Annotated in this window: 15 protein-coding genes and 2 riboswitches; of the genes, 10 read left to right on the top strand and 5 right to left on the bottom strand. The window is 52.8% G+C overall.

What is annotated here, in order from left to right; translation table 11 throughout:
- The first annotated feature begins 102 nt into the window (after positions 1 to 102).
- The 6 genes from AC0YN0_RS17545 (at position 103) to AC0YN0_RS17520 (ending at position 7,386) form a co-directional block, all read left to right on the top strand.
- Positions 103 to 1,212, top strand: a complete 1,110-nt coding sequence (locus tag AC0YN0_RS17545; RefSeq protein ID WP_475822407.1) for a glycosyltransferase — start codon at positions 103 to 105, stop codon at positions 1,210 to 1,212.
- Positions 1,212 to 1,841, top strand: a complete 630-nt coding sequence (locus AC0YN0_RS17540; RefSeq protein WP_475822406.1) for a glycerol-3-phosphate acyltransferase — start codon at positions 1,212 to 1,214, stop codon at positions 1,839 to 1,841. The genes AC0YN0_RS17545 and AC0YN0_RS17540 overlap by 1 nt, the downstream gene beginning before the upstream one ends.
- A 513-nt stretch (positions 1,842 to 2,354) precedes the next feature.
- The gene (hflX, locus tag AC0YN0_RS17535) at positions 2,355 to 3,644 is read left to right on the top strand and encodes a GTPase HflX (protein ID WP_475822405.1); all 1,290 of its coding nucleotides are present in this window, start codon (positions 2,355 to 2,357) and stop codon (positions 3,642 to 3,644) included.
- Positions 3,645 to 3,825: 181 nt separating this feature from the next.
- A complete protein-coding gene (locus tag AC0YN0_RS17530) occupies positions 3,826 to 5,133 on the top strand; it encodes an ArsR family transcriptional regulator (RefSeq protein ID WP_475822404.1) in 1,308 nt (435 codons plus the stop codon).
- Positions 5,134 to 5,386: 253 nt separating this feature from the next.
- Positions 5,387 to 6,106, top strand: a complete 720-nt coding sequence (locus tag AC0YN0_RS17525; protein WP_475822403.1) for a type 1 glutamine amidotransferase — start codon at positions 5,387 to 5,389, stop codon at positions 6,104 to 6,106.
- 20 nt (positions 6,107 to 6,126) lie between these two features.
- Positions 6,127 to 7,386, top strand: a complete 1,260-nt coding sequence (locus AC0YN0_RS17520) for an ammonium transporter (RefSeq protein ID WP_475822402.1) — start codon at positions 6,127 to 6,129, stop codon at positions 7,384 to 7,386.
- A 316-nt stretch (positions 7,387 to 7,702) separates the two neighbouring features.
- On the opposite strand, the gene AC0YN0_RS17515 is transcribed toward AC0YN0_RS17520, so the two are convergent.
- Entirely contained in the window at positions 7,703 to 9,115 is a 1,413-nt protein-coding gene (locus tag AC0YN0_RS17515) for an 8-oxoguanine deaminase (protein WP_475822401.1), read from the bottom strand.
- Between the two features lie 52 nt (positions 9,116 to 9,167).
- Positions 9,168 to 9,266, bottom strand: a riboswitch (purine riboswitch).
- A 190-nt stretch (positions 9,267 to 9,456) separates the two neighbouring features.
- Here AC0YN0_RS17515 and AC0YN0_RS17510 point away from each other — a divergent pair.
- Entirely contained in the window at positions 9,457 to 10,776 is a 1,320-nt protein-coding gene (locus AC0YN0_RS17510) for a family 43 glycosylhydrolase (protein ID WP_475822400.1), read from the top strand.
- Positions 10,777 to 11,108: 332 nt separating this feature from the next.
- Here the strand turns inward: AC0YN0_RS17510 and vanT are convergent, their stop codons facing one another.
- The 4 genes from vanT to AC0YN0_RS17490 all read right to left on the bottom strand — a co-directional run bounded on the left by vanT (position 11,109) and on the right by AC0YN0_RS17490 (position 16,184).
- A complete protein-coding gene (gene vanT, locus AC0YN0_RS17505) occupies positions 11,109 to 13,358 on the bottom strand; it encodes a serine racemase VanT catalytic subunit (protein ID WP_475822399.1) in 2,250 nt (749 codons plus the stop codon).
- The gene (locus AC0YN0_RS17500; RefSeq protein ID WP_475822398.1) at positions 13,355 to 14,161 is read right to left on the bottom strand and encodes a D-alanyl-D-alanine carboxypeptidase family protein; all 807 of its coding nucleotides are present in this window, start codon (positions 14,159 to 14,161) and stop codon (positions 13,355 to 13,357) included. Before AC0YN0_RS17500 ends, vanT begins: the two co-directional genes overlap by 4 nt.
- A complete protein-coding gene (vanG, locus tag AC0YN0_RS17495) occupies positions 14,158 to 15,225 on the bottom strand; it encodes a D-alanine--D-serine ligase VanG (protein ID WP_475822397.1) in 1,068 nt (355 codons plus the stop codon). The genes AC0YN0_RS17500 and vanG overlap by 4 nt, the downstream gene beginning before the upstream one ends.
- Positions 15,226 to 15,434: 209 nt before the next feature.
- Positions 15,435 to 16,184 (bottom strand): hypothetical protein, encoded by a 750-nt coding sequence (locus AC0YN0_RS17490; RefSeq protein ID WP_475822396.1) that lies wholly within the window; start codon positions 16,182 to 16,184, stop codon positions 15,435 to 15,437.
- A 246-nt stretch (positions 16,185 to 16,430) separates the two neighbouring features.
- Between AC0YN0_RS17490 and AC0YN0_RS17485 the strand changes: the two genes are divergently transcribed.
- From AC0YN0_RS17485 to AC0YN0_RS17475, 3 genes are all read left to right on the top strand, one after another.
- Positions 16,431 to 17,120: a response regulator transcription factor gene (locus AC0YN0_RS17485; protein WP_475822525.1), complete on the top strand. Its 690-nt coding sequence runs from the start codon at positions 16,431 to 16,433 to the stop codon at positions 17,118 to 17,120.
- A complete protein-coding gene (locus AC0YN0_RS17480) occupies positions 17,120 to 18,556 on the top strand; it encodes a sensor histidine kinase (protein WP_475822395.1) in 1,437 nt (478 codons plus the stop codon). Before AC0YN0_RS17485 ends, AC0YN0_RS17480 begins: the two co-directional genes overlap by 1 nt.
- A 199-nt stretch (positions 18,557 to 18,755) precedes the next feature.
- Positions 18,756 to 18,952, top strand: a riboswitch (cyclic di-AMP (ydaO/yuaA leader).
- A 97-nt stretch (positions 18,953 to 19,049) separates the two neighbouring features.
- Positions 19,050 to 20,876: an APC family permease gene (locus tag AC0YN0_RS17475; RefSeq protein WP_442048415.1), complete on the top strand. Its 1,827-nt coding sequence runs from the start codon at positions 19,050 to 19,052 to the stop codon at positions 20,874 to 20,876.
- Positions 20,877 to 21,020 lie beyond the last annotated feature (144 nt).

Here is a 21,020-nt window from a genome sequence, read left to right as displayed (position 1 = left end):
CATAGGCGCGGCATCGGCGCAATATAGTTAAACTAGAGACTTTCCAATGGGAATCCATCGTCGCCAGAAGGCTTGTCCATATCGATAGCAGGGGGTAGTGAGATGATATTGTGGATCATCGTTCTATTGCTGATGGCTTGCGCTGCCGGGTTTGTTTTGTTCCATAAAAATACGGTTCCTATCCCTAAGCCTTCTGGTGCTGAAGATCCGGCGGCCAGATCGGGCAAGCTGTCCATTATTATTCCCGCGAGGAATGAGGAAAAAAATTTACCGCATCTTCTGGGATCACTTATGACTCAGACGTATAAGCCGTTCGAAATTATCGTCATCGATGATTGCTCCGAGGATCGGACGCGAGCGATCGCGGAGAGTTATGGGGTAACAGTTATTGCCGGATCGCCGCCCCCGCCCGGATGGACAGGCAAGAACTGGGCGGTGTGGAACGGTTACATGCAGGCGACGGGCGATTTGCTCGCTTTCCTTGATGCCGATGTCCGTCTCGCTCCTCATGCGCTGCAATCACTGATTGCCGCAAGGGAGGATACGAGGGGGGCAATCTCTGTTGTGCCCTATCACGAGGCGGAGCGATTTTATGAGCGATTGGCGCTCATTCCGAATCTGCTTGGACTATATGCCTTCACCTCGCCGATGGAGCGGGCAAACAAGCTCAAAGGGCTGTACGGGTCTTGTATCTTGACGACACGGACAGACTATGAGCGGGCCAAAGGGCATGAGGGCATTAAGGTTGAACTGCTGGACGATCTCAATCTAGGCGCCAAGTTCATTGAAGCCGGCGTTCCGGTAACGAACTATATCGGTTACGGCATTGTATCCTTTCGTATGTACCCGGGCGGTATTCGCAGCGAGATCGAAGGCTTCAGCAAAGGAGCGGTAATGAGCACGAGCAAGCTTAGCGGCTTCACGACACTGCTCGTCGCGATATGGCTCATTGGACTGATCGCCGCAGAGGCCGCGCCTTTCGCGATCGGTACGGCATGGGCGTGGCCGCTATTCATCGGCTACTTGCTCTACACGGCGCAAATCTACTATTTCATCCATTACACGGGCCGATTCGGCTGGTGGCTGCCTGCCATTCATATGCTGAGCACCGTATTTTTCCTCTATATTATGCTTTATTCGTTGTATCAGGTCGTGTTCTTCGGACGGGTAGCGTGGAAGGGGCGGCGCATTGAGGTAGGAGGTCGGAAGTAGTGGCGGTGACGATCACCTTGTGGACGCTGTTGTCGTTTCTTTCCGGCTCTCTTATGTTCTCGTATTGGCTTGGTCTTATAGCGAAACATAACTTGCGATCGCACGGTGACGGCAATCCTGGTGCGCTTAATTTATGGCGATCGGCCGGCTACGGGTATGGGCTGACCGGCATCGCGCTTGATTTTGCCAAAGGGTATGTCCCCCTCTTGTGGATTGTCCATACGAATGCCATATCCGGCTACCCGCTCATCCTTCCTTCTGCGGCGGCGCTGCTCGGCCATGTATTCTCTCCCTTCTTGAGAGGCAAAGGGGGCAAGGCCATTGCGACAACGTTCGGCGTATGGAGCGCGCTAACGGCGTTCAAGGCAGCTCTTGCTTATGCCGTTATCCTGGCGATATTGCTGGCAGTGACGAGGTTGCTGTTAAAAGGCAAACGGATAACGTCCCGGATCGACGCTCTTCAGGTCGTCCTGGGTATGCTGCTGCTTACCGTATATATAGCTGTCAGCGGCAGCTATTCCCGTGCGATCCTGCTGTTCGGGATCATTAATTTGCTCCTGCTTATGTTCACCCATAGACTGGAATTGCGTCAGCTCCTAGCATCGAATCAAACGGACCAGCATTATTGAAGCGGAAATCCAATATAGCGAAGTACACACCTGTTTGCTTTCTGTCGTTGTCCTATGTTAGAATGGCTTTACTTTAATTGGGAACGGAGGGTTACGTGTGATAGACTTTATCCGAGTTAGAAGTTCGCGCGGCTAATTGAATAGCGCCAATACTCTGCCTGTGTGCAGAGAACTCGGGATAGGTCTGCTCATTAAAGGTAACCCATAGCAAATATGATTGGCTGGAGAGTAATGGAATGATCGGATAGCTCTCTGCCGCCTTTAACCAAATGATGCTTTCGTAAAGCGCATGAAAGGTACTCGTGGGTAGTGACGGGTCTCTTTTGCAGCGCTGACCGGAATGACCTCGCTGACTTGTGCGATGGCAAGCAAGCTTCGGCTTGCTCCATTCCAGGCAGTATCTACTCCGTGCTTCTCTATTTCGTCAAAGCGAACACACAGGCCGCAGCGTCCGTGTGTTTTTTTGTTTGCCACATCGATCAAATCAAGGGAATTTGAAGGAGGAACTACTATATGGAACAACCGAACAACAAAGCCGTTATCGTCGGCGTTAACTTACAGGATCGGCCTGATTTTCTATACTCTATGGAGGAGCTTCGCAATCTTGCGGAGGCGTGCAACGTCGAGGTTGTGGGGGAGCTGACCCAGAATCTAGCCAAGATCAACAGCTCGCATTATATTGGCAGCGGCAAAATCGATGAGTTATCAGCGCTCGTCGCGGGCGTCGATGCATCTACCGTCATCTTTAACGACGAACTATCCCCGTCGCAAATTCGTAATCTGGAGAGCTCGCTGGAGAAGAAGGTTATCGACCGTACGATCCTTATCCTCGACATCTTCGCGGAACGGGCTAAGACGCGCGAGGCTCAGTTGCAGGTTGAGGTGGCTCAGCTGCAATATATGCTGCCTAGGCTCGTAGGCTTGCGCGAATCGCTTGGACGCCAGGGCGGAGGCGGCGGCTCCGGCATGAAAAACAAAGGAACGGGCGAGACGAAGCTGGAGCTTGATCGCCGCCGTATCGAGGACAGAATCCACGCGCTTCAGTCCGAGCTTGAGAAGCTGGTCGCGCAGCGCCAGGTGCAGCGCAAGCAGCGGCAGAAGACGGGCATTCCCGTTGTCTGTCTCGTCGGTTATACGAATGCGGGCAAGTCGAGCCTGATGAATGCGCTGCTGGATGCTTTCATGCCGGAATCGAATAAGCAGGTATTCGCCAAAGACATGCTGTTCGCCACGCTGGAGACCTCGGTTCGCAACATCGAGCTGCCGGACAATAAGTCGTTTCTGCTTACCGATACGGTCGGCTTCGTCAGTCAGTTGCCGCATTATTTGGTAAAAGCGTTCCGTTCAACGCTCGAGGAAGTAGCTGAAGCGGATCTTCTCATTCAGGTCGTCGATTACTCGAATGAGGAGTACGAGCGGCTTATCGATGTGACTAACTCGACATTGAAGGAGCTTGGCGCCGACCATATTCCGATGATCTTCGCCTACAACAAAGCGGATATGACGAGCGAGCCGTATCCGCAAGTGAATGGCGATAAGGTATATATGTCGGTCAAGGAAGGCGCGGGACTGGATGAGTTAGTGACGCTCACGAAGAAGCGGATCTTCCAGGACTACGTGAAGTGCGAGGTCATTATCCCGTTCGCGGAAGGGCGCGTCGTGGCTTATTTCAATACGAATGCGAACATTCAGGAAACGAGCTATGAACCGAACGGTACGCGTCTCGTTATGGAATGCAGACAAGCGGATTACGACAAATTCAAGGATGTTTTCGTGGAGCCGCTGGAAGTCGAAGTCGAATAGAGCCGGGCAGCCGGAATTAGCGAAACTTAATTTAAAGAGAGTGCCTCCGGGCGCTCTCTTCGTCGTTGAGGCCTTTTTAGCGCGTGAAAGTGGTCAATTAGGTTGATCTTTATTAGAGGCGTGCTTCAGTGGTAACATAGAGGAAATATGAGGAACGAGCCCGAATGAGGAGGGTGCCCGGTTGAAAATCAAGCTCGGTTACGTAGGCGTTGAAGATACGATGGGATTTGTCACCGATATTATAAGGCAAAGCGCCGAATTCGAATGTTACCCCTTCACGCATGAGCGGTTCGAGGATATTGGGCCGATCGTGTCGGCTCATGCGCATAAAGTCGATATGTGGCTGTTCTCGGGACCGCTTCCTTATCAAGCCGCTAAGGAGCAGGCGTCTAATATCCAGCAGCCGATGTTCTATATCTCCTATAGCGGAACGGGGTTGTACCGTACGTTATGCCAGCTGTTCTATCGGCAGCGGATCGACATATCCAGGCTTAGTTTCGATATGTACAGCGCAGAGGAACTGGCTAAGGTCGCGGAAGAGCTGGAACTCGGCGGCAGCGTGCTGAACGGAAAGCCGTTCGAGGGCTCGTACCAAGCGCTGATCGACTTCCACCTGGATATGTGGCGGCAAGGGCGAATCGATTACGCGGTTACCTGCGTTTGGTACGTTCATGACAAGCTGAAGGCGCTTGGCGTGCCGGTGCTGCGGGTAATTCCGACGGAATCGTCCGTACAGGCGGCGCTGACCGAAGCTTGGCGGACATGGGAAACGCTGCGCTACAAGGATACTCAGATTGCTGTTCAGTTCATTGAGACCGACCCGTATTCGGGCATTACGAAGGATTCGTACGTGTCGGATGAGCTGTTCCGCATGGAGCTTGCGGTAAGCGAGGCGCTGCTCGATTATTCCAGAAGGGTGCAGGGCTCGTTGAAGACGATATCGCCAGGGAGATATGCAATCTTCACGACGCGCGGCATATTGAAAAATATAACGGAGCATTTCACGCAAATGCCGGACTGTCCCGAGCTTAGCGGCTTGGGCGCAGAGCTGACCTGCGGCATCGGCATTGGCCGCACGGCTTACGAGGCGGAGATGATGGCAGGCAACGCGCTCATGCAGACGAGGCATTACGGTAAAGGAGCTTGGATGGTCGTCTTCAACGACAAGACGGTGTCCGGTCCTTTGGGACGCGCTGAGCGTATTTCTTACTCCTATTCGGCGGAAGGTCTGCAAGAGGTTAGCGATGATACGGGATTAAGCGCGTTAACGTTAGGCAAGATCGAAGCGATCCTGCGTAAATTGCAAACAGATGTCATCCATTCCAACGAGCTGGCTCAGCAAATGGGCATTATGCCGCGAAGCGCGCGGCGTATACTCATCCAACTCGAATCGAGCGGATATGCTTCCGTCATCGGCGAGGAAACGACCAGTACCCGCGGCAGGCCGCTGAAAATGTACAAAGTGGCACTGCGTCGGGAGAGCCAATAGGCTAATACAAAAAAAGCTATAAAGTTAACAAGGTTTCAATCTTACACAGTGAAGCACACCGAATCAGGCGTTTTAGCGCTGTAGGTGTGTTTTTTTGTGTAAAAAGGAGGCAAGGGCAAAAAGTTTGTCAGGTTAGTTGACATGAAGGTGTTTTTTTATTAATATACGGTCATAACCTTTAATCAGCCGTAAATAGAAATGAAGCCGTAAGCAACTGCGCGGATCACGAACGGCGCTTACGAGGAGGGATACAATGAATATTATCGCATTCAAGCATTTTGACTTCGATGACGAGTACGCTTTGAAAGCTTGGGCGGCGCAGCGCGGCCATACGCTGCGTATGCTGACACCCTCCCATTTAACCGAGTACGATTATCCCTCTTCTGCATCATTCGATATGCTCGTCATATTAGGAGGGCCGATGAGTGTTTATGAGGATGAACAGTATCCGTGGCTGGCCATGGAGAAACGGTTCGTTCGGGAAACGATAGATGCCGGGAAGGCCGTGCTTGGCATTTGCCTCGGCGCACAAATGTTGTCCGAGGTTCTCGGCGGCAAAGTTAGCCGGAATACGCAGAAGGAAATCGGCTGGCATGCGGTATCCCGTACGGAGGAGCAGCATCCAAGCTTTAGCCGCATGCCGCAGACGTTCACCAGCTTCCAGTGGCATGGCGATACATTTACGCTTCCGGCTGGAGCAAGGCGGCTGGCGTATTCGGAGGCTTGCGGAGAGCAGGCGTTTGCCTACGGCGATCTCGCCTTAGCGCTGCAGTTCCATCTGGAGACAACACCGGCATGCATCGCAACGATGCTTGAGGTGTGGCACAGTGAGCTGATTGATGCGCCTTATATTCAGACGGCTGAAGCGATCTTGGAACAGTCGGGAAGAAGCGAGGTTTCGCATGCGATGTTGGCCGGTATTTTGGACGGCATGGCAGACATATATGAGAGCAAACGACAACTACGAATCTAGGCAGAGGGGATTGAAGCTTTATGGAACTTGGAATAAACGGAATTTGGACGATGCTTGGCGCTATATTGGTGCTGTTCATGCAATGCGGATTCATTTTGCTGGAGGCAGGCTCGACCCGGATGAAAAACGCGGGGCATATCGCCGGCAAAACGGTATTTACGGTTGGTATCGTGTCGATTGTATTTTGGGCGGTAGGTTATGCTTTTATTTTCGGCTCGGAAGGAAATTCGTTGCTTGGCTGGGGCGATTACTTCGGTTTCAATGTGATGGACGTGCCGGAGGGAGCAACGGTTGCTCCAATGATCATGTTCCTCTTCCAAATGGCGTTCGCGGCAATCTCGATGTCCGTCGCTTGGGGCGGGTTCGCTGAGCGGGCGAAACTATCCGTTTACTTAATATTCGCGGTGTTATTCTCGGCTCTTGTCTATCCCGTCGTTGCGCATTGGATTTGGGGCGGCGGCTGGCTTGCCGAGCATGGCAAGCAGGACTTTGCCGGTTCGACGGTCGTTCACTTAACGGGCGCAATGGCGGCGCTGGCAGCTACGCTGCTGCTTAAGCCGCGTATCGGTAAGTTCAGCAAAAACGGCAAAGCGAACGACATGCCGGGACATAACCAAGTATTCACGACGCTTGGCGTTATGATTCTATGGATTGGCTGGTTCGGCTTCAACGCCGGCAGCTCGATCACGGCTGGCGACGGCAGCTTCTTCGGCTTTATCGCCGTCAATACGCAGCTTGGCGCTGCTGGCGGAGCGATTGCCGCGCTTATCGTAAGCTGGATGTTCGTTGGCAAGTCGGATATCGGCGCGATGCTGAATGGCGCGCTGGCCGGGCTAGTTGCCATAACGGCTTCCTGCGCATTCGTAGATCCGTGGGCTGCGATTGTAATTGGCTTGATTGCCGGTATCGTAGTCGTACTGAGCATGCGTTTCTTCGAAAAAATGGGCATCGACGATCCGATCTACGCCTTGTCGGCACATGGCGCTGCGGGCGTCTGGGGCACATTGTCCAATGGCTTGTTCGCTACGCCGGAGCTGGCTGAGAAAGTAGGAGTCGGCAAAGCAGGCCTATTCTATGGCGGCGGCTTGGAGCAGCTTGGTGTACAAGCACTCGGTATTGCAGCTTGCGGAGCGTTCGCTTTCGCGGTATCGTACATCATTCTTTTCGTAATGAAGAAAACGATGGGACTGCGCGTAACGGAAGAACAAGAGATTATCGGACTGGATGTCAGCGAGCATGGTTCATACGGCTATCCGGAGCTGTTGAAAGAAAAGCACTAATTCATGTTTTAATACTACCGAGAAAAAGGGCCTCAGCCTCCACTTTGCAGTGGAGCTTGGGGCCCTTCGTATAAGATGGTCAATCCGTTTTCCTATATTGACCGGTATACTGCATGTCTCGCAACCTTCGCATTTGAGTGGATTTTGTCCAATCAAATAGCCTGTTCCGGACAAAAAAATACTTTTGAATGGAAAACATCCAATCTAATCCACCCATTCCCAACAAATCCGCCACAAAGCGCTCATTAGCCTGTACCAAATCCATTCAAACGGCTTATTTGATGTTATTTAGCCCATTAGCCTGTATGAAATCCAATCACCCGCGTCCGCGCTGCTTGTAATAGTTAGCGCCAGTATGCTTCGTCGCCGTTTCCAGCAAGCGGAGCGCGGCTGCTTGCGCCGATACGGCTAGGCGCTGCTCGTTCACATGGACGAGTTGTCCGTCCTTCACGACGACTTTGCCGCCGACGATGGTCATATCGACGTTCTGGCTAATGCCTGTGACGACGGGCAAGGCGGTATCGTCGAACAACGCTCCGGCATATTCGAGCTTGCGGGTATCGATCATGAAGAGATCGGCAGCCTTGCCGACTTCGAGCGAGCCGATGGCATCCTCCCAGCCGAGGACGCGGGAGGAGCCGACCGTCCCGAGCCATAGGCTCTCGGCGGCGGTTGGACTTTGCTTGCCTGCGCTAAGCTTGTGCAGCAAGTAAGCTTGGCGCACCTCGCCAAGCAGATTGGAAGCGTCGTTGGACGCCGAGCCGTCGACGCCGAGACCGACATGGACGCCCGCTTTCAGCATATCCGCGAGCGGGAAGATGCCCGATGCCAGCTTCATATTGCTGCTTGGACAATGTGCGACCCCGCAGCCGCATGCGCCCATGCGGTGAATCTCGCCATCGTTGAAGTGTATGCCGTGCGCATACCAGACGTCGTTGCCGAGCCAGCCAGTTCGCTCCATATAGTCGAGCGGTCGAAGTCCCTTCGTCGCGAGGCAGAAGTTCTCTTCATCCTTTGTTTCCGCCAAATGGGTATGCATGCGCACTTTATAGCTCCGCGCCAATACGGCCGATTCCCGCAACAAATCTTCGGTAACGGAGAACGGGGAGCAAGGCGCGACCCCGACGCGCACCATGCCGAACTTCGACGCATCGTGATACGTCTCGATAACGCGCTGCGTATCCTTCAGAATAACGTCCATCGACTGCGTCACCTCGTCCGGTGGAAGCCCGCCCTGCGAGCGGCCAAGATTCATGGAGCCTCTCGTAGGGAAGAAACGGATGCCTAGCTCGGCGGCAGCTCTGATTTCCTCGTCGATGAGCTCGCCGGATATTCCGTTAGGAAAGCAGTAGAAGTGGTCGGAAGCCGTCGTGCAGCCGGTCTTGAGCAATTCACCGAGGCCGACCATCGCGCTCAAATAAACGTCCTCCGGGCGCATATGGCGCCAAATATCGTAGAGCGTTAGCAGCCAGTCGAATAGTTCGACGTCCTGCGCCCACGGTATATTGCGGGTGAACGTTTGGTATAAATGATGATGGGTATTAATAAGGCCGGGATATACGATCTTACCCGTCGCGTCGATGACGGTATCGGCCGTATCGTAAGGGATATCGAGACCGATGGCTTTAATTTCATGCCCGTCTGCGTACAGACTGCCGCCAGGATAGGTGTTGCGACCTTGATCCATCGTAATGATGTTGCGCGCGTTGCGGATTAATAGCGTTGCCATCGTACAAACCTCCTTTTAAATGAAAAAAATCCTAACCGCGAGCGCAATACCCAGCAGAGGGCATTACGTTCGTAGTTAGGATTTTTACGGATCCCAGTAGAGCCCCCGAACCGATTATCGAGGTTATACGAACTGCATATGAGTGTGAGTTTAAAGGAAATAGATTAATTACATAGTAATCAGCAGCAGAGTTGTTGTCAACTATTCTGACATCAGTGTGCGTGACATATCCTTTTTGAATCGACTATTTAATTTAAGATCGTCTCATGGCGGCGTTTGGGCGTTGCGCGTTATGCTGGAGTAAACATGTTGTTTATTCGAGCTGCAGGGAGGATCATTAAATGAGCAGTAGCTACACAGAAACGAACGTGAAGACGGTATCGTCGAACCCGATTGTTACTTCGATTTTTACGGCAGATCCGTCCGCCCATGTATGGGAAGACGGCAAAGTATATATTTATGCATCCCATGACATGGATCCGGCGAGAGGCTGCGATCTGATGGACCGTTACCACGTCTTCTCCTCGGAGGATATGGTGAACTGGACGGACGAGGGCGAGATATTGCGGGCTGATGACGTTGCATGGGGACGGCCGGAGGGCGGCTTCATGTGGGCGCCTGACGCGGCTTATAAGAACGGCACCTATTACTTCTATTACCCGCATCCAAGCGGTTCCGAATGGAATCAGACGTGGAAAATGGGCGTTGCGACCAGCGACAAGCCGGCGAGCGGCTTCGTCGATCGCGGATATATTGAAGGTATGGGCGGCTTCGCCATGATTGATCCAAGCGTGCTGGTCGATGACGATGGACGCGCATATATGTACTATGGCGGCGGAAGCAGATGCGCTGGCGGAGAGCTTAACGACGATATGATGTCGCTTAAGGACGGCATGCGCGATATGGAAGGGCTTGAGGATTTTCATGAGGCGGTATGGGTATTCAAGCGCGAAGGCCTTTATTACATGATGTACGCCGACAATCTAGATGGCAACAACTGCATGCGTTATGCGACAAGCGATAAGCCGCTTGGTCCTTGGTCGTACCGGGGAATATTTCTGGAGCCTACGGGCTGCTCGACGACTCACGGCTCGATTGCCGAGTACAAAGGCCAATGGTATCTGTTCTATCACAATCAGGAAATATCGAACCAAGGCACGTTGCGCAGCATGTGCATCGACCGCTTGTATTTTAATGAAGACGGTACGATTCAAACGGTCGTTCAGACGAAAGGTGATATTACGCCTGTCGGTCCTGCACCGCTGCCGAATCCGAACCGTAAAGTGTATGCTGCGGAAGCGGGCAAGCTAGGCGGCGGCGCTGCTTTGGAGCGCAATAAGCAGGGTGTGAATGTGATCTCGCAGTTGCAGACGGAAGGCTCGTATTTCGAGTTTGGACAGGTAGACGGCGGCTCTGGCGGGCGCGCGGCTATTCATGTTCGGTATGCGACGGAGGAAAGACTCTCCAAGCTGCATCTCACTGTTAATGGCAGCGACTATTCGCTGCTTAACGCGTTGTCCACGGGCAGCGAAGAAACGTTCAGCGAGGCGGTTACGATTACGGTTAAGCTGGAATCGGGCAGTGACAATACGATACGCCTGACAGGCGGCAAAGGCGCAATTGTCGTAGAAAGCATTGCCGTCAGTCCGTTTAACGATTAACTCCCTATACCAAGAAGCTCGAGCTGCATGCGGCTCGGGCTTTTTTTTTGACTAGTTTTGGGCAGGGTATTCGATGCTATGTTGGATAATGGCAGTAACTTTTCATCGTTTTGCTGTATCGGACGAGCTATATTGGATATTTGCAGCATACCCGACGGTCTTGGATCTAAAAAGGAGTCAAATGGCCAAAGTTACTGCAAAAATCCAACATAGCTTCAAGGAGCAGCCAAAGTGCCGTCTCTATGATGCAAATATCCAACATAGACAGAGCGAGAAGGGGCCTAATCAGCAAGCATTACTCGGATATCAAGCTTCCACCCCAACCGTCAACCTCAGCCCTCGTGTGTATACACGCGGGCGATTCGGCTGCCGAGGCGGCTCAGGATTTCGTTGGTCAGCGTTCCGCAGCGCTTCGCAAGCTGGCCGGCCGCGATCAGCTCGTCGCCGTCATGCCCGATCAACGTAGCGGTGTCGCCTTGCTGCGCCTCCTCGATGCCGGTGACGTCAACGATCATCTGATCCATGCAGATGATCCCCTTGATCGGGGCCCGCTGGCCGCGGATCAGCACATACCCGCCGCGTTCGGAAAGCTCGCGGGGGATGCCGTCCGCATAACCAATCGAGATCGTTGCGATCCGTACGTCGCGTTCGGGGACATACGAATGGCCGTAGCCGACGGGGCTGTACGCTTCGACAGCCTTGACCTGCGTTACCGTCGCTCGCAAGGAGAGGACGGGCCGCAAGTCGACCCGCGCCAGCGGCGTATCGTCTTCGTGGCTCATAAGTCCATATAGGGCAATGCCGGGACGAGCCGCATCATACACGCAGGACGAATAATTCAATAACCCGTAGCTGCTCTGAATATGAGCGATTCCGGGGTCGAAGCCGGCGGCGCGAATGAGGCTCATCGCATGATCGAACCGCTGCAATTGCCGGTGAGTGAAGGTCACATGCTCCGGCTTCCGGCTGTCCGATACGGATAGATGGCTGAACGTGCCGGTCACTTTAAGACGCTTGAACGTGTAGCAGGCGAGCAAGCTTTCTGTATCGTCATGCGGTACGCCGAGCCGATTCATGCCGGTATCGATCTTTACATGCACGTTCAGCGCCTTGCCGCACGCGTCCAGCTGCTTGCCGTATTCCTCGCTTACGAGCGTCTGGGTGAGCTTGTACCGTTTGAGTTCGCCCGCCCGACGAGGGGAAGTGTAACCCAATATGAGAATATCGCCTTTCACGCCATGCTTCCTTAATTCGATCGCTTCCTCGATCTCGGCGACTGCGAGCTGCTTGATGCCCAGCGCATTCAAGTGCCGAGCGATACGGACGCTGCCGTGTCCATAAGCATTTGCCTTTACAACGGCGATAACTGCACAAGAATCGGGAAGCACTCCGTTTAACTCGGACAAGTTATGCCGTAAGTTCGGAAGGCTGATCTCCGCCCAGGCGCGGTGAACAGCATGCCCTTTAACAGCTTCTTTACTGCGCGCGCGAATAAGAGACAACCTCTCCTCCGCGTAAACCGCGATCATCGAAGCCAAGATGGACAACAGAGCGACAGTCAAATAATGAACCAAGCTGTTCGTAACGAGCAGTTCGGTTTGCCCCGCTGTTTTTGCCCCGAACCGAACGAGGACGATGATCGCAGGATGCAATATATAAATCCAAGTGCTGAGCTGTCTCATGTACAATCCGGCGCTTTTGCCGATTCCAAGCCAGTCTTTACCCGTTAGCAGGCATTGGAACAGGAAATAGACGGCGGGAGCGAGAGTCAGGTACATGCTGTCATGTCGAGGCCATTCTAGCCCTCTTAAAATAATGCCTTCGGCAAACATCAAGACGGTAGACACCGTAAACCAGGCGGCATTAGCCCTAAACGAAAGGGGCTTGCGCCAACCAGAAGTCTGCGGATCCGCTGTCCGACGAAACGCCGCAAAGGCGCCCAAAGCAAAGTACATAGGGGCGAAAAAGATCCCGTTGCGCGTGTAATCGAACAAAGTGAACATGCCATCGTACAACTTCAACAACGTATCATTGGTAGCCGTTAGACCGTAGTAGCTATCGCCGAACAGTCCGATTGCATATAGACCGGCAGCCGCAATCAGCATTCCCTTCGGCGACAGACGGCTATAGAGCACATAAGTGATGTACATTCCCAAGATCGAAGCGGGCAAATACCATAGATGATAAAACGTTCCGTTAAAAATCAGATCGCTGGTCAATCCCGCCCAGCTGAATCCGGTTTCCGCCGCTGAAAAATAGCCCGCGTAAACATTAATCGGGATATAGATTATAATTGCAATTACATAAAGTTTCCCCGTTCTCAGCGCGTATCGATGCAACGATTTCGAGTTTCGATTGCTATCATCGTTCATCTTTTTGCGGAAAAAGAAGTAGCCCGAAGCGATGAAGAAGAAAGGGACGGCGAGGCGCGCCGCGATGCCGGTCAGCAGAAAATCGGCATCCGGGCTGTACGTCATAAGCGGACCGGTATGAACAGCTATGACGAGCAAGGCAGCTGCGATTTTGAACCAATCGATGTTGATTTCAGCCCCGCCCGAGCGGCTGCGCTGCGCGGTGATCACGACGGAATCCGTTCCCGTTCATGCATGATGGTAACGATGAAACCATCCCTGTTGTTGCCCGACCATTCGTATCCGGTGGCATCGCTACTCATCGGAATTTCAATACTCCTTGAATGGCTTCCTTTCACGTAAAACACCTCTGCTGTTAGCTTTCCCTCGCTCCAATGCTCGTAAGGATTGTCCGCCGTGAATCGTTTCATATACTCAAGATATTGCTCCAAGCACCAATCATGCCGCTCCATAATCAACGAATGCGGAGCACCGATATACCGATAATGCCATGGCTCGCTTGCAATGCCTGTCACCGCTTCGAAGCCTTCCTTATAGCGCTGGATGAAGCCGAAGGCGGCCGCCATGCTCTTGAAGGCGGCGAATTCGCCATGGTCGGGCAGCGAAGGGCGAATGTAATCGACCTCGCCGCTCAGCTCGCCAAGATCGACGGCAAGTCCGGTCTGATGCTCGCTTCGGTCAGGCAAAGCGACATAGCTTGCCGTAAAGTCATAGCCGTTCTCCGCCAAGGAACGGTCGTAGATTTGCTGCTGCTGTTCGCGGGTGCGATAGCCGCTGACGATTCCGATGCGGTCCGATAAGCCGCTTGCCGATAGCCATAGCTCCAGTTGCCGCAGGCATGTCCGTTCCAGCTGCGGGTTTCGCTCCTCTGAGCTCGCTCTAAGCACCGACACGACAGGAGCAAGCTGATCGGCGTGCGGCGGCGAGGCGACCGGATGCTCTCGATTCACGAGCACGAGGTGTCCGGTATGAATCAGGCTGCTGTCCAGGCTGAACATAGTCGCAGGAGTCATCGTGCCCGCTCCTTTCCGGCGATGGCTTGCTCGATAAGCCGGTCCATCAGCTGAGAATACGATACGCCGCTATGCCGCATCATGTTCGGGTATCGGCTGGACGCGGTGAAGCCGGGCATCGTATTGACCTCGTTGAACACGATACGGCCATCGTTCGTGACGAACATGTCCACTCTGGCGAGACCCGAGCAGCCAAGCGTCTTGTAGATGATTTGCGCCGCGGCCCTCACTTGTTCGGCGATTCCTGCCTCCAATCGGGCAGGAAGGCGAATCTGCGAGGTGCGCAGCGAATACTTCTCGTCATAATCGAAAAACTCGCCCGCCAGCTCGATCTCGTCGATCTCGGCGATGAACGGCTCGTCTCCGCTGCCGAGCACCGCGCAGCCAACCTCGAAGCCGTCGATATTTTGCTCGATAATAACTTTGCTATCATGGGAGAATGCCTCCCGAATGCCTTGAAGCAGAGCTGCAAGATCATAAGCTTTCGTAATGCCGAACGACGAACCCGATCTGGAAGGCTTCACGTACAAAGGAAAACCAAGCTTCATCGCTTCGCCCGCTGCCGCCTCCCAATCCTCACTCTCCCATACAGTAACCGAGGCGGCTGTCTGAATGCCTGCAGCGCGAACGAGCGTACTCGCTATCGCCTTGTCCATGCTTATTGCCGATGACATTGTATCGCACCCGACAAAAGGTATGCCTGACAGCTCTAGCAGCCCTTGCACGGTTCCGTCCTCGCCATTGCGCCCATGAAGGACAGGGATGACGGCGTCAAGAGATACGGTTCGATATTCAGTACCGGTTAGTTCGACGATTCCAGCTATAGAACGGCTAGGCGATAGGAAGGCAGGGATACAGCTTGCATGGTAATGCCAGCGATCGCTCCTGATCTCATCGGTGCTTCCGTTATATCGATACCAAGTGCCTTCACGCGTAATTCCAAGCATAATGACAGCGTATTTGGAGCGGTCCAAATGGTCGATCACCGAGGCGGCCGATTGCAGCGACACCCCGTACTCCGTAGACTTTCCTCCGAACAGAACGGCTATATGTTGAATGGTCATTAGTTATTTTCTCTCCTCTCGAATTCCGAGCTTGCCCTTGATTATAGGGAGCGGAATTAAATAATCCGGAAAGAAAACATTAAGAACTATTAAGATCGCTTAAATATTTTCATAAAAGTTCACAGACGCAGGTAGCAAAAATAGAAGAGGATGTCCCGCTCGTCATTGCGGGGCATCCTCTTCTATTTCGTATAACTCACGGGCAATGATTACTTCGCTGCCGCAGCTTCCCACTCTGCGATTTGCACATTGTATTGCTCGAGCAAAACGCTCAGTGCTTGCTTGATAGCCGCTTCGTCGTCGGACTGAACAGCCTTTGACAAAGCGATCTCGGCACGAATGAACGACATGTCCGCATCGATTGCCTCCGTAACGGTAACGGCAGCTTCAGATGCTCCTAGTGTGAAAGCGGCTTCGTCGTTTTGGCTCACGCTAATGTTGATAGGCTCTGCATTTATCATTTTAATATCGTCCAGCTTGATTGGCTGGGCGCTCACGGCTTTCGTCAGGTCGACACTCTTCAACTGAATTCCCGAGGCGCTTACGGAAGTCAGCGTAGACGTGCCTTCCTCGAGCTTTGTCAGTTCAATATTGTCCGTTACTTCGAAAGCAGGTACTTCGCCTTCTGTGAGAGGGAGGGCTTGGACGGCTATACCGGCGTTGTGGAATGAGATCGCCGTCCCGACATGCTTCTCGTATTGCTCCAGCGCCTTCTTCCAGGCTGGTACGGTCTCCGGCGCATATTGCTCGGCAAGCTCAACGGGATTGTTGAAGCTGTACACGACAGACGAGGCTTCCAATGCGCTCGCCTTAGTTAGCGTAGCTAACTGCTTCGCCTCCCCCTTGGGCGGCGTATCTCCGCTTGCGCTTGCTGCGCTCGATAGGGACGGAGCGGCAATTGCGCTTAATAATAGTGCGGACGATAGGACAGCTCTGGAAATGACTAGTTTGTGGTTCATATTTATTCACTCTCCTAATTGGTTTGTGTTACAGCTCTAAGAGTATCGGACGAGTGTGGCACAACGTTGGTGTATTTGTGGAAAAACGATGGCATGACCCCATTACTGGGGCCTGCTTGGTATACTTGAACCATAAGAATGGATCATTAAAGGCTTGAATGGGAGGGCATGGCATTGAGCGCTTCGCTTACTAATTATCGCATCGCCGTCGTGGACGATGACCAGCATATACGCCATCTAGTTGAAATGTACTTGCGGAAGGAAGGATACGAGACGATCGGAATGGAATCCGCTGAAGAAGCTTTGGCGTTATGGCGGACGAGCCCGCCCGATCTATGGGTGCTTGATATTATGCTGCCCGGCATGGACGGCTACGAGCTGTGCAGGCGCATTCGCAGCGAAGCTGAAGTGCCTATCATTATGATCTCGGCCAAGGATACGGAGGTCGACAAAATATTAGGACTAGAGCTTGGCGGCGATGACTACATGGTGAAGCCGTTCAGTCCGCGAGAGCTTGTCGCCAGAATTAATCGGCAGCTGAAGCGCTGGAACAAGCTGAATCAGGGAGAGGAAGGAATGTTTCCTGGACATGGAACGGGAACGGCAATTGGCTCTGATCCATCGCTGCTGGGGACAAGACTGGAGCTAGGCGAGCTCAAGCTGCTGCCGGAGGAGAGGCGCGTATTCTGGCAGGAGACAGAAGTCGACGTGACGAGCAAGGAGTTCACCATGCTTAAGGTGTTCATTGAGCAGCCGAACCGCGCTTTTACAAGATCCGACCTTCTGACGCTCGTATGGGGCGACGATTATTTCGGCAGCGACCGCGCCGTCGATCATTTGATTAAGCGAATTCGCAAAAAAATCGAGCATCTGCCCCTTGAATCGGTATGGGGCCACGGCTATCGGATGCGCACGGACAGGGGTGTGAATGCATAATGAAGCTCGTTCATCAGATCAATATTGCTTTCGGCGCTGCTCTTGTAATCGTGTTGTCGGTGACGGCGGTATTGATCCATTTTGTACTGCTCGATCATTTCATGGTAGCACAGAAGGAAGATATGAAGCAGGTAAGCGCAGAAATTACGAAGTCGCTGGAGAATCATACAACATTGACAGCCGTTACATCGCTTGAATCTGCAAAGCTTTCAGGAGAGGCGGTTACGCTGTCGCCAGTTACGGCATCGGGTATTTCGGCAATCGTAACGGATAATAACGGCAATTATGTCGATGTGGATACAGACAAGCTGATCCCGACGGCCACGATCAATATAATCAGCTCGAATGCGGTGATACTGGAGGCGGCGACGGCGGCACAATCGGGAACGGTCCCAGCCGCGACGGCCCAAGCAGTCGAATCCATTAATTTGGATAAAATCTGGGACGGCAGCGACAGTCGGTATTTGGTCGACGTAACGGCTGTTCCCCAAGGCAAGCTGACGCTGTTAACCTCCGTTAGCAAGATCGAAGAAATCGAGCGTGCGCTGCTTGGACGTCTGCTGCTCGTATTCGCGATTGGCGGCGTTCTTATACTCGTCCTTAGTCATCTCATTACGAGGAAGCTTATTAAGCCGTTAATCAGGCTGAAGGAGGAGCTGACGAAGGTGAAGGGAAGGCAATTCGCCGACGTGCAGCTTGTGAAAGCGAGCGGCGAGATCGGCGCAGTCGCGCGGACCGTACATGAAATGGCCGGCGAGCTGCATCGGTTCAATCGGGCGCAGAAGCAGTTTTTCCAGAATGCTTCGCATGAACTGAAGTCGCCGTTAATGTCAATCGCGGGATATACGGAAGGTATTCGGGACGGCGTGTTCGAAGGCGAATCCGTTCGCAAAGGGTTGGACATTATATTAAGCGAGAGCGCAAGATTGAAAAACATTGTGACGGAAATGACACTGCTCGCCAAGCTCGACAGTGAAGAAGACATTTATAAGCCGGTTGTCGTCAACGTCAAGGAGCTGCTTACGGAAACGATCGAACGCGTCAACCCTTTGCTCGTCAAAAAACAGCTGGCCCTTCATCCGTCCATCGACGAGCATGCCGATATGCTCGTACTCGCCGACCGGGATAAGCTGCTGCAAGCGCTGCTTAATATTTCGTCCAATGCGGTTCGCCATGCGAACAAGCATATTTATATTCATGCGGCGGTACATGGCGGACGAATCGAATTATCGGTTTCCGATGACGGCAACGGCATCCCCGAGGAACTGCTGCCTTACCTGTTCCATCGCTTCGTGAAAGGCAAAGACGGCGAGAGCGGACTGGGGCTCGCGATTGCCCGCGCGATTGTCGAGCGGTGCGGCGGCAACATTATGGCGGCCAATCGAGCAGGCGGGGGCGCTGAGTTTTCGCTCGCTTTCCCCGCTGCGACAACATGACGAATAACTATTTTCAGGTCTGTAGAGGATATTGGGGCGATTGAACGATTAAAATGCGCAAAGCAGGGACGTGCGCCACGTCTTGCGGTCATGTATGCGCATTCATGGATTTTCTATCGCTTTTTTAACGTTTTTTGAACGAAAACGTTGGTTTACATTCCATTCCCAGAGGACTATGATCGTAATGCACTAAAATATATATTCACGATCGCTGAGTTTCCGCTCCCGAAGCGGAAAGCAGGGGAACCAATCGCGACGCGCAGCATAAGCGAAAGCTTGCTACGTCGCCGGGGTGAATCCGAGAGTCGCCGTCTTCATGAGAGCGCGCTCGAGGTAGGGCGACTCTAAACGCCCGAATCCGTCAGCTAACCTTGTAAGCGTGTATGGAGAGGTGAATCAACTACGGCTCGTCTTATAGCCGCGGGGATTTCCCTGCGGCTTTTTTTGTTGTGCTCTTTTTTAAGGAAAACCATTCTTTGACGGCGGTGACAGCATGTTAGCTTCAATCAAAAGATTATTAATCGGTCGACCGCTCAAGTCGAAGGAGCTAGGCGAGCAGAAGCTCGCGAAGACGAAGGCGCTCGCTATTCTGTCTTCGGACGCATTATCCTCGGTTGCTTACGGTCCGGAACAAATTCTGCTTGTGCTAATGACGATTGGCGTAGCGGCGTTCTGGTATTCTGTTCCGATTGCAATTGGCGTATTGATTTTATTGACGGCATTAATTTTATCGTATCGGCAAATTATTTTCGCTTATCCGCATGGCGGCGGCGCTTATGTTGTATCGAAACAAAATCTCGGCCTGTTCCCGGGGCTCATATCAGGCGGCGCGCTGCTGGTCGATTATATATTGACCGTTGCGGTAAGCGTATCGGCCGGAACCGACGCGATTACGTCGGCTTTTCCCAGCCTGCATGAATACACCGTCCTGATCGCGGTGATCTTCGTCATCTTCATCACGATATTGAACTTGCGGGGCGTGACGGAATCGGCTTCGATTCTCTCTTATCCGGTGTACTTATTCGTGCTGGCGCTGTTCATCATGATCGGCGTCGGTATCTACAACATCGCTACCGGTCACGTATCGCCGGAGCTGCATCCGCCGCTTGGCACGCCGGTTGCGGGTATTAGCTTGTTCTTGCTGCTGCGGGCTTTCGCATCGGGCAGCTCGGCACTGACGGGCGTTGAGGCGATATCGAACGCGATTCCTAACTTCAAGGATCCTGCTCCGAACAATGCGGCGAAGACGTTGGTTGCGATGGGAGCGCTGCTCGCGGTGTTATTTTCCGGTATCGTATGGCTCGCCTATTATTACGGGATTTCGCCAAAGGTGGAAGTGACGGTCGTATCGCAGATCGCCGAAGAGACGTTCGGACGCAACATTATGTATTATTTCATTCAAGGCACGACGGCACTTATTCTCATTCTTGCGGCTAATACGGGCTATTCGGCTTTCCCGCTGCTTGCGGTGAATTTGGCGAAGGATAAGTTCATTCCGCGCATGTTCACGGTGAGGGGCGATCGGCTCGGTTACTCGAACGGCATTATTATTTTGGGCGTACTGTCCATCATCCTCATTATTACGTTCCACGGGCAGACGGAGCATCTCATCCCGCTATATGCGGTAGGCGTGTTCATCCCGTTCACGCTGTCGCAGACGGGCATGATCGTGAAGTGGATTCGCGAGAAGCCGAAGGGTTGGGTAACGAAGCTTATCATTAATGCGACAGGCGCACTCATTAGCTTCGTTGTCACGATGATGTTTTTCCTAACGAAGTTCGAGCAAGTATGGTCAATTCTTATATTCTTGCCGCTAATCATTTATTTGTTCATGCGGATTAAGAAGCATTATGAAGCGGTAGGAGAGCAGCTGCGTCTGGCGACCTGCGAGCCGCCAGTTGCGATAGAGGGCAACGTTATTATTTTGCCGGTAGCCGGCATTACGCATGTTGTTGAGAACTCGATCAACTACGCGAAGTCGCTGAAGGCCGAGCAGATTATTGCGGTGTACATTCCTTTCGAGCGGGAGGATGAAGCGGCATTCGAGGAGAAGTGGGAGAAGTTTATGCCGGACGTACGGTTGGTGACGCTCCACTCGCCATATCGAACGATCATCCATCCGCTGCTCAAGTTCGTCGATACCGTTCAGCGTAAGGCAAGCGAGTCGAACTATCAGGTGACGGTTGTCATCCCGCAGTTCATTCCGAAGAAGGGCTGGCATAATATTTTGCACAACCAGACCAGCTTCATGATTCGAGCCAATCTGCTTCATCGCAAAGACGTGATCGTAACGACCGTTCCGTATCATTTGAAAAAATAATAAGTTGTTTAAAGGGAGAGGCTGCTCCATAAGCGTACTTATGGGCAGCCTCTTTTTTGTGGGGTTATTAATAACGGAAATTCCTCCCGTTAATTTCAGAGTTATTAGGCGTGAGAATGAAATAGCTCCGTTTTCTGGCGTTAA

The sequence above is a fragment of the Paenibacillus sp. J22P218 genome, from assembly GCF_056269195.1.
The sequence above is the reverse complement of the archived record's forward strand: the minus strand, read 5'-3'. Positions and strand labels throughout refer to the sequence as shown.

What these genes read in the sequence shown, in the direction of transcription:
- AC0YN0_RS17545 (WP_475822407.1), top strand. Translation starts at nt 103, where the DNA reads ATGATATTGTGGATCATCGTTCTATTGCTGATGGCTTGCGCTGCCGGG.
- hflX (WP_475822405.1), top strand. Translation starts at nt 2,355, where the DNA reads ATGGAACAACCGAACAACAAAGCCGTTATCGTCGGCGTTAACTTACAG.
- AC0YN0_RS17525 (WP_475822403.1), top strand. Translation starts at nt 5,387, where the DNA reads ATGAATATTATCGCATTCAAGCATTTTGACTTCGATGACGAGTACGCT.
- AC0YN0_RS17520 (WP_475822402.1), top strand. Translation starts at nt 6,127, where the DNA reads ATGGAACTTGGAATAAACGGAATTTGGACGATGCTTGGCGCTATATTG.
- AC0YN0_RS17515 (WP_475822401.1), bottom strand. Translation starts at nt 9,115, where the DNA reads ATGGCAACGCTATTAATCCGCAACGCGCGCAACATCATTACGATGGAT.
- AC0YN0_RS17510 (WP_475822400.1), top strand. Translation starts at nt 9,457, where the DNA reads ATGAGCAGTAGCTACACAGAAACGAACGTGAAGACGGTATCGTCGAAC.
- AC0YN0_RS17500 (WP_475822398.1), bottom strand. Translation starts at nt 14,161, where the DNA reads ATGACTCCTGCGACTATGTTCAGCCTGGACAGCAGCCTGATTCATACC.
- vanG (WP_475822397.1), bottom strand. Translation starts at nt 15,225, where the DNA reads ATGACCATTCAACATATAGCCGTTCTGTTCGGAGGAAAGTCTACGGAG.
- AC0YN0_RS17490 (WP_475822396.1), bottom strand. Translation starts at nt 16,184, where the DNA reads ATGAACCACAAACTAGTCATTTCCAGAGCTGTCCTATCGTCCGCACTA.
- AC0YN0_RS17485 (WP_475822525.1), top strand. Translation starts at nt 16,431, where the DNA reads ATGTACTTGCGGAAGGAAGGATACGAGACGATCGGAATGGAATCCGCT.
- AC0YN0_RS17480 (WP_475822395.1), top strand. Translation starts at nt 17,120, where the DNA reads ATGAAGCTCGTTCATCAGATCAATATTGCTTTCGGCGCTGCTCTTGTA.
- AC0YN0_RS17475 (WP_442048415.1), top strand. Translation starts at nt 19,050, where the DNA reads ATGTTAGCTTCAATCAAAAGATTATTAATCGGTCGACCGCTCAAGTCG.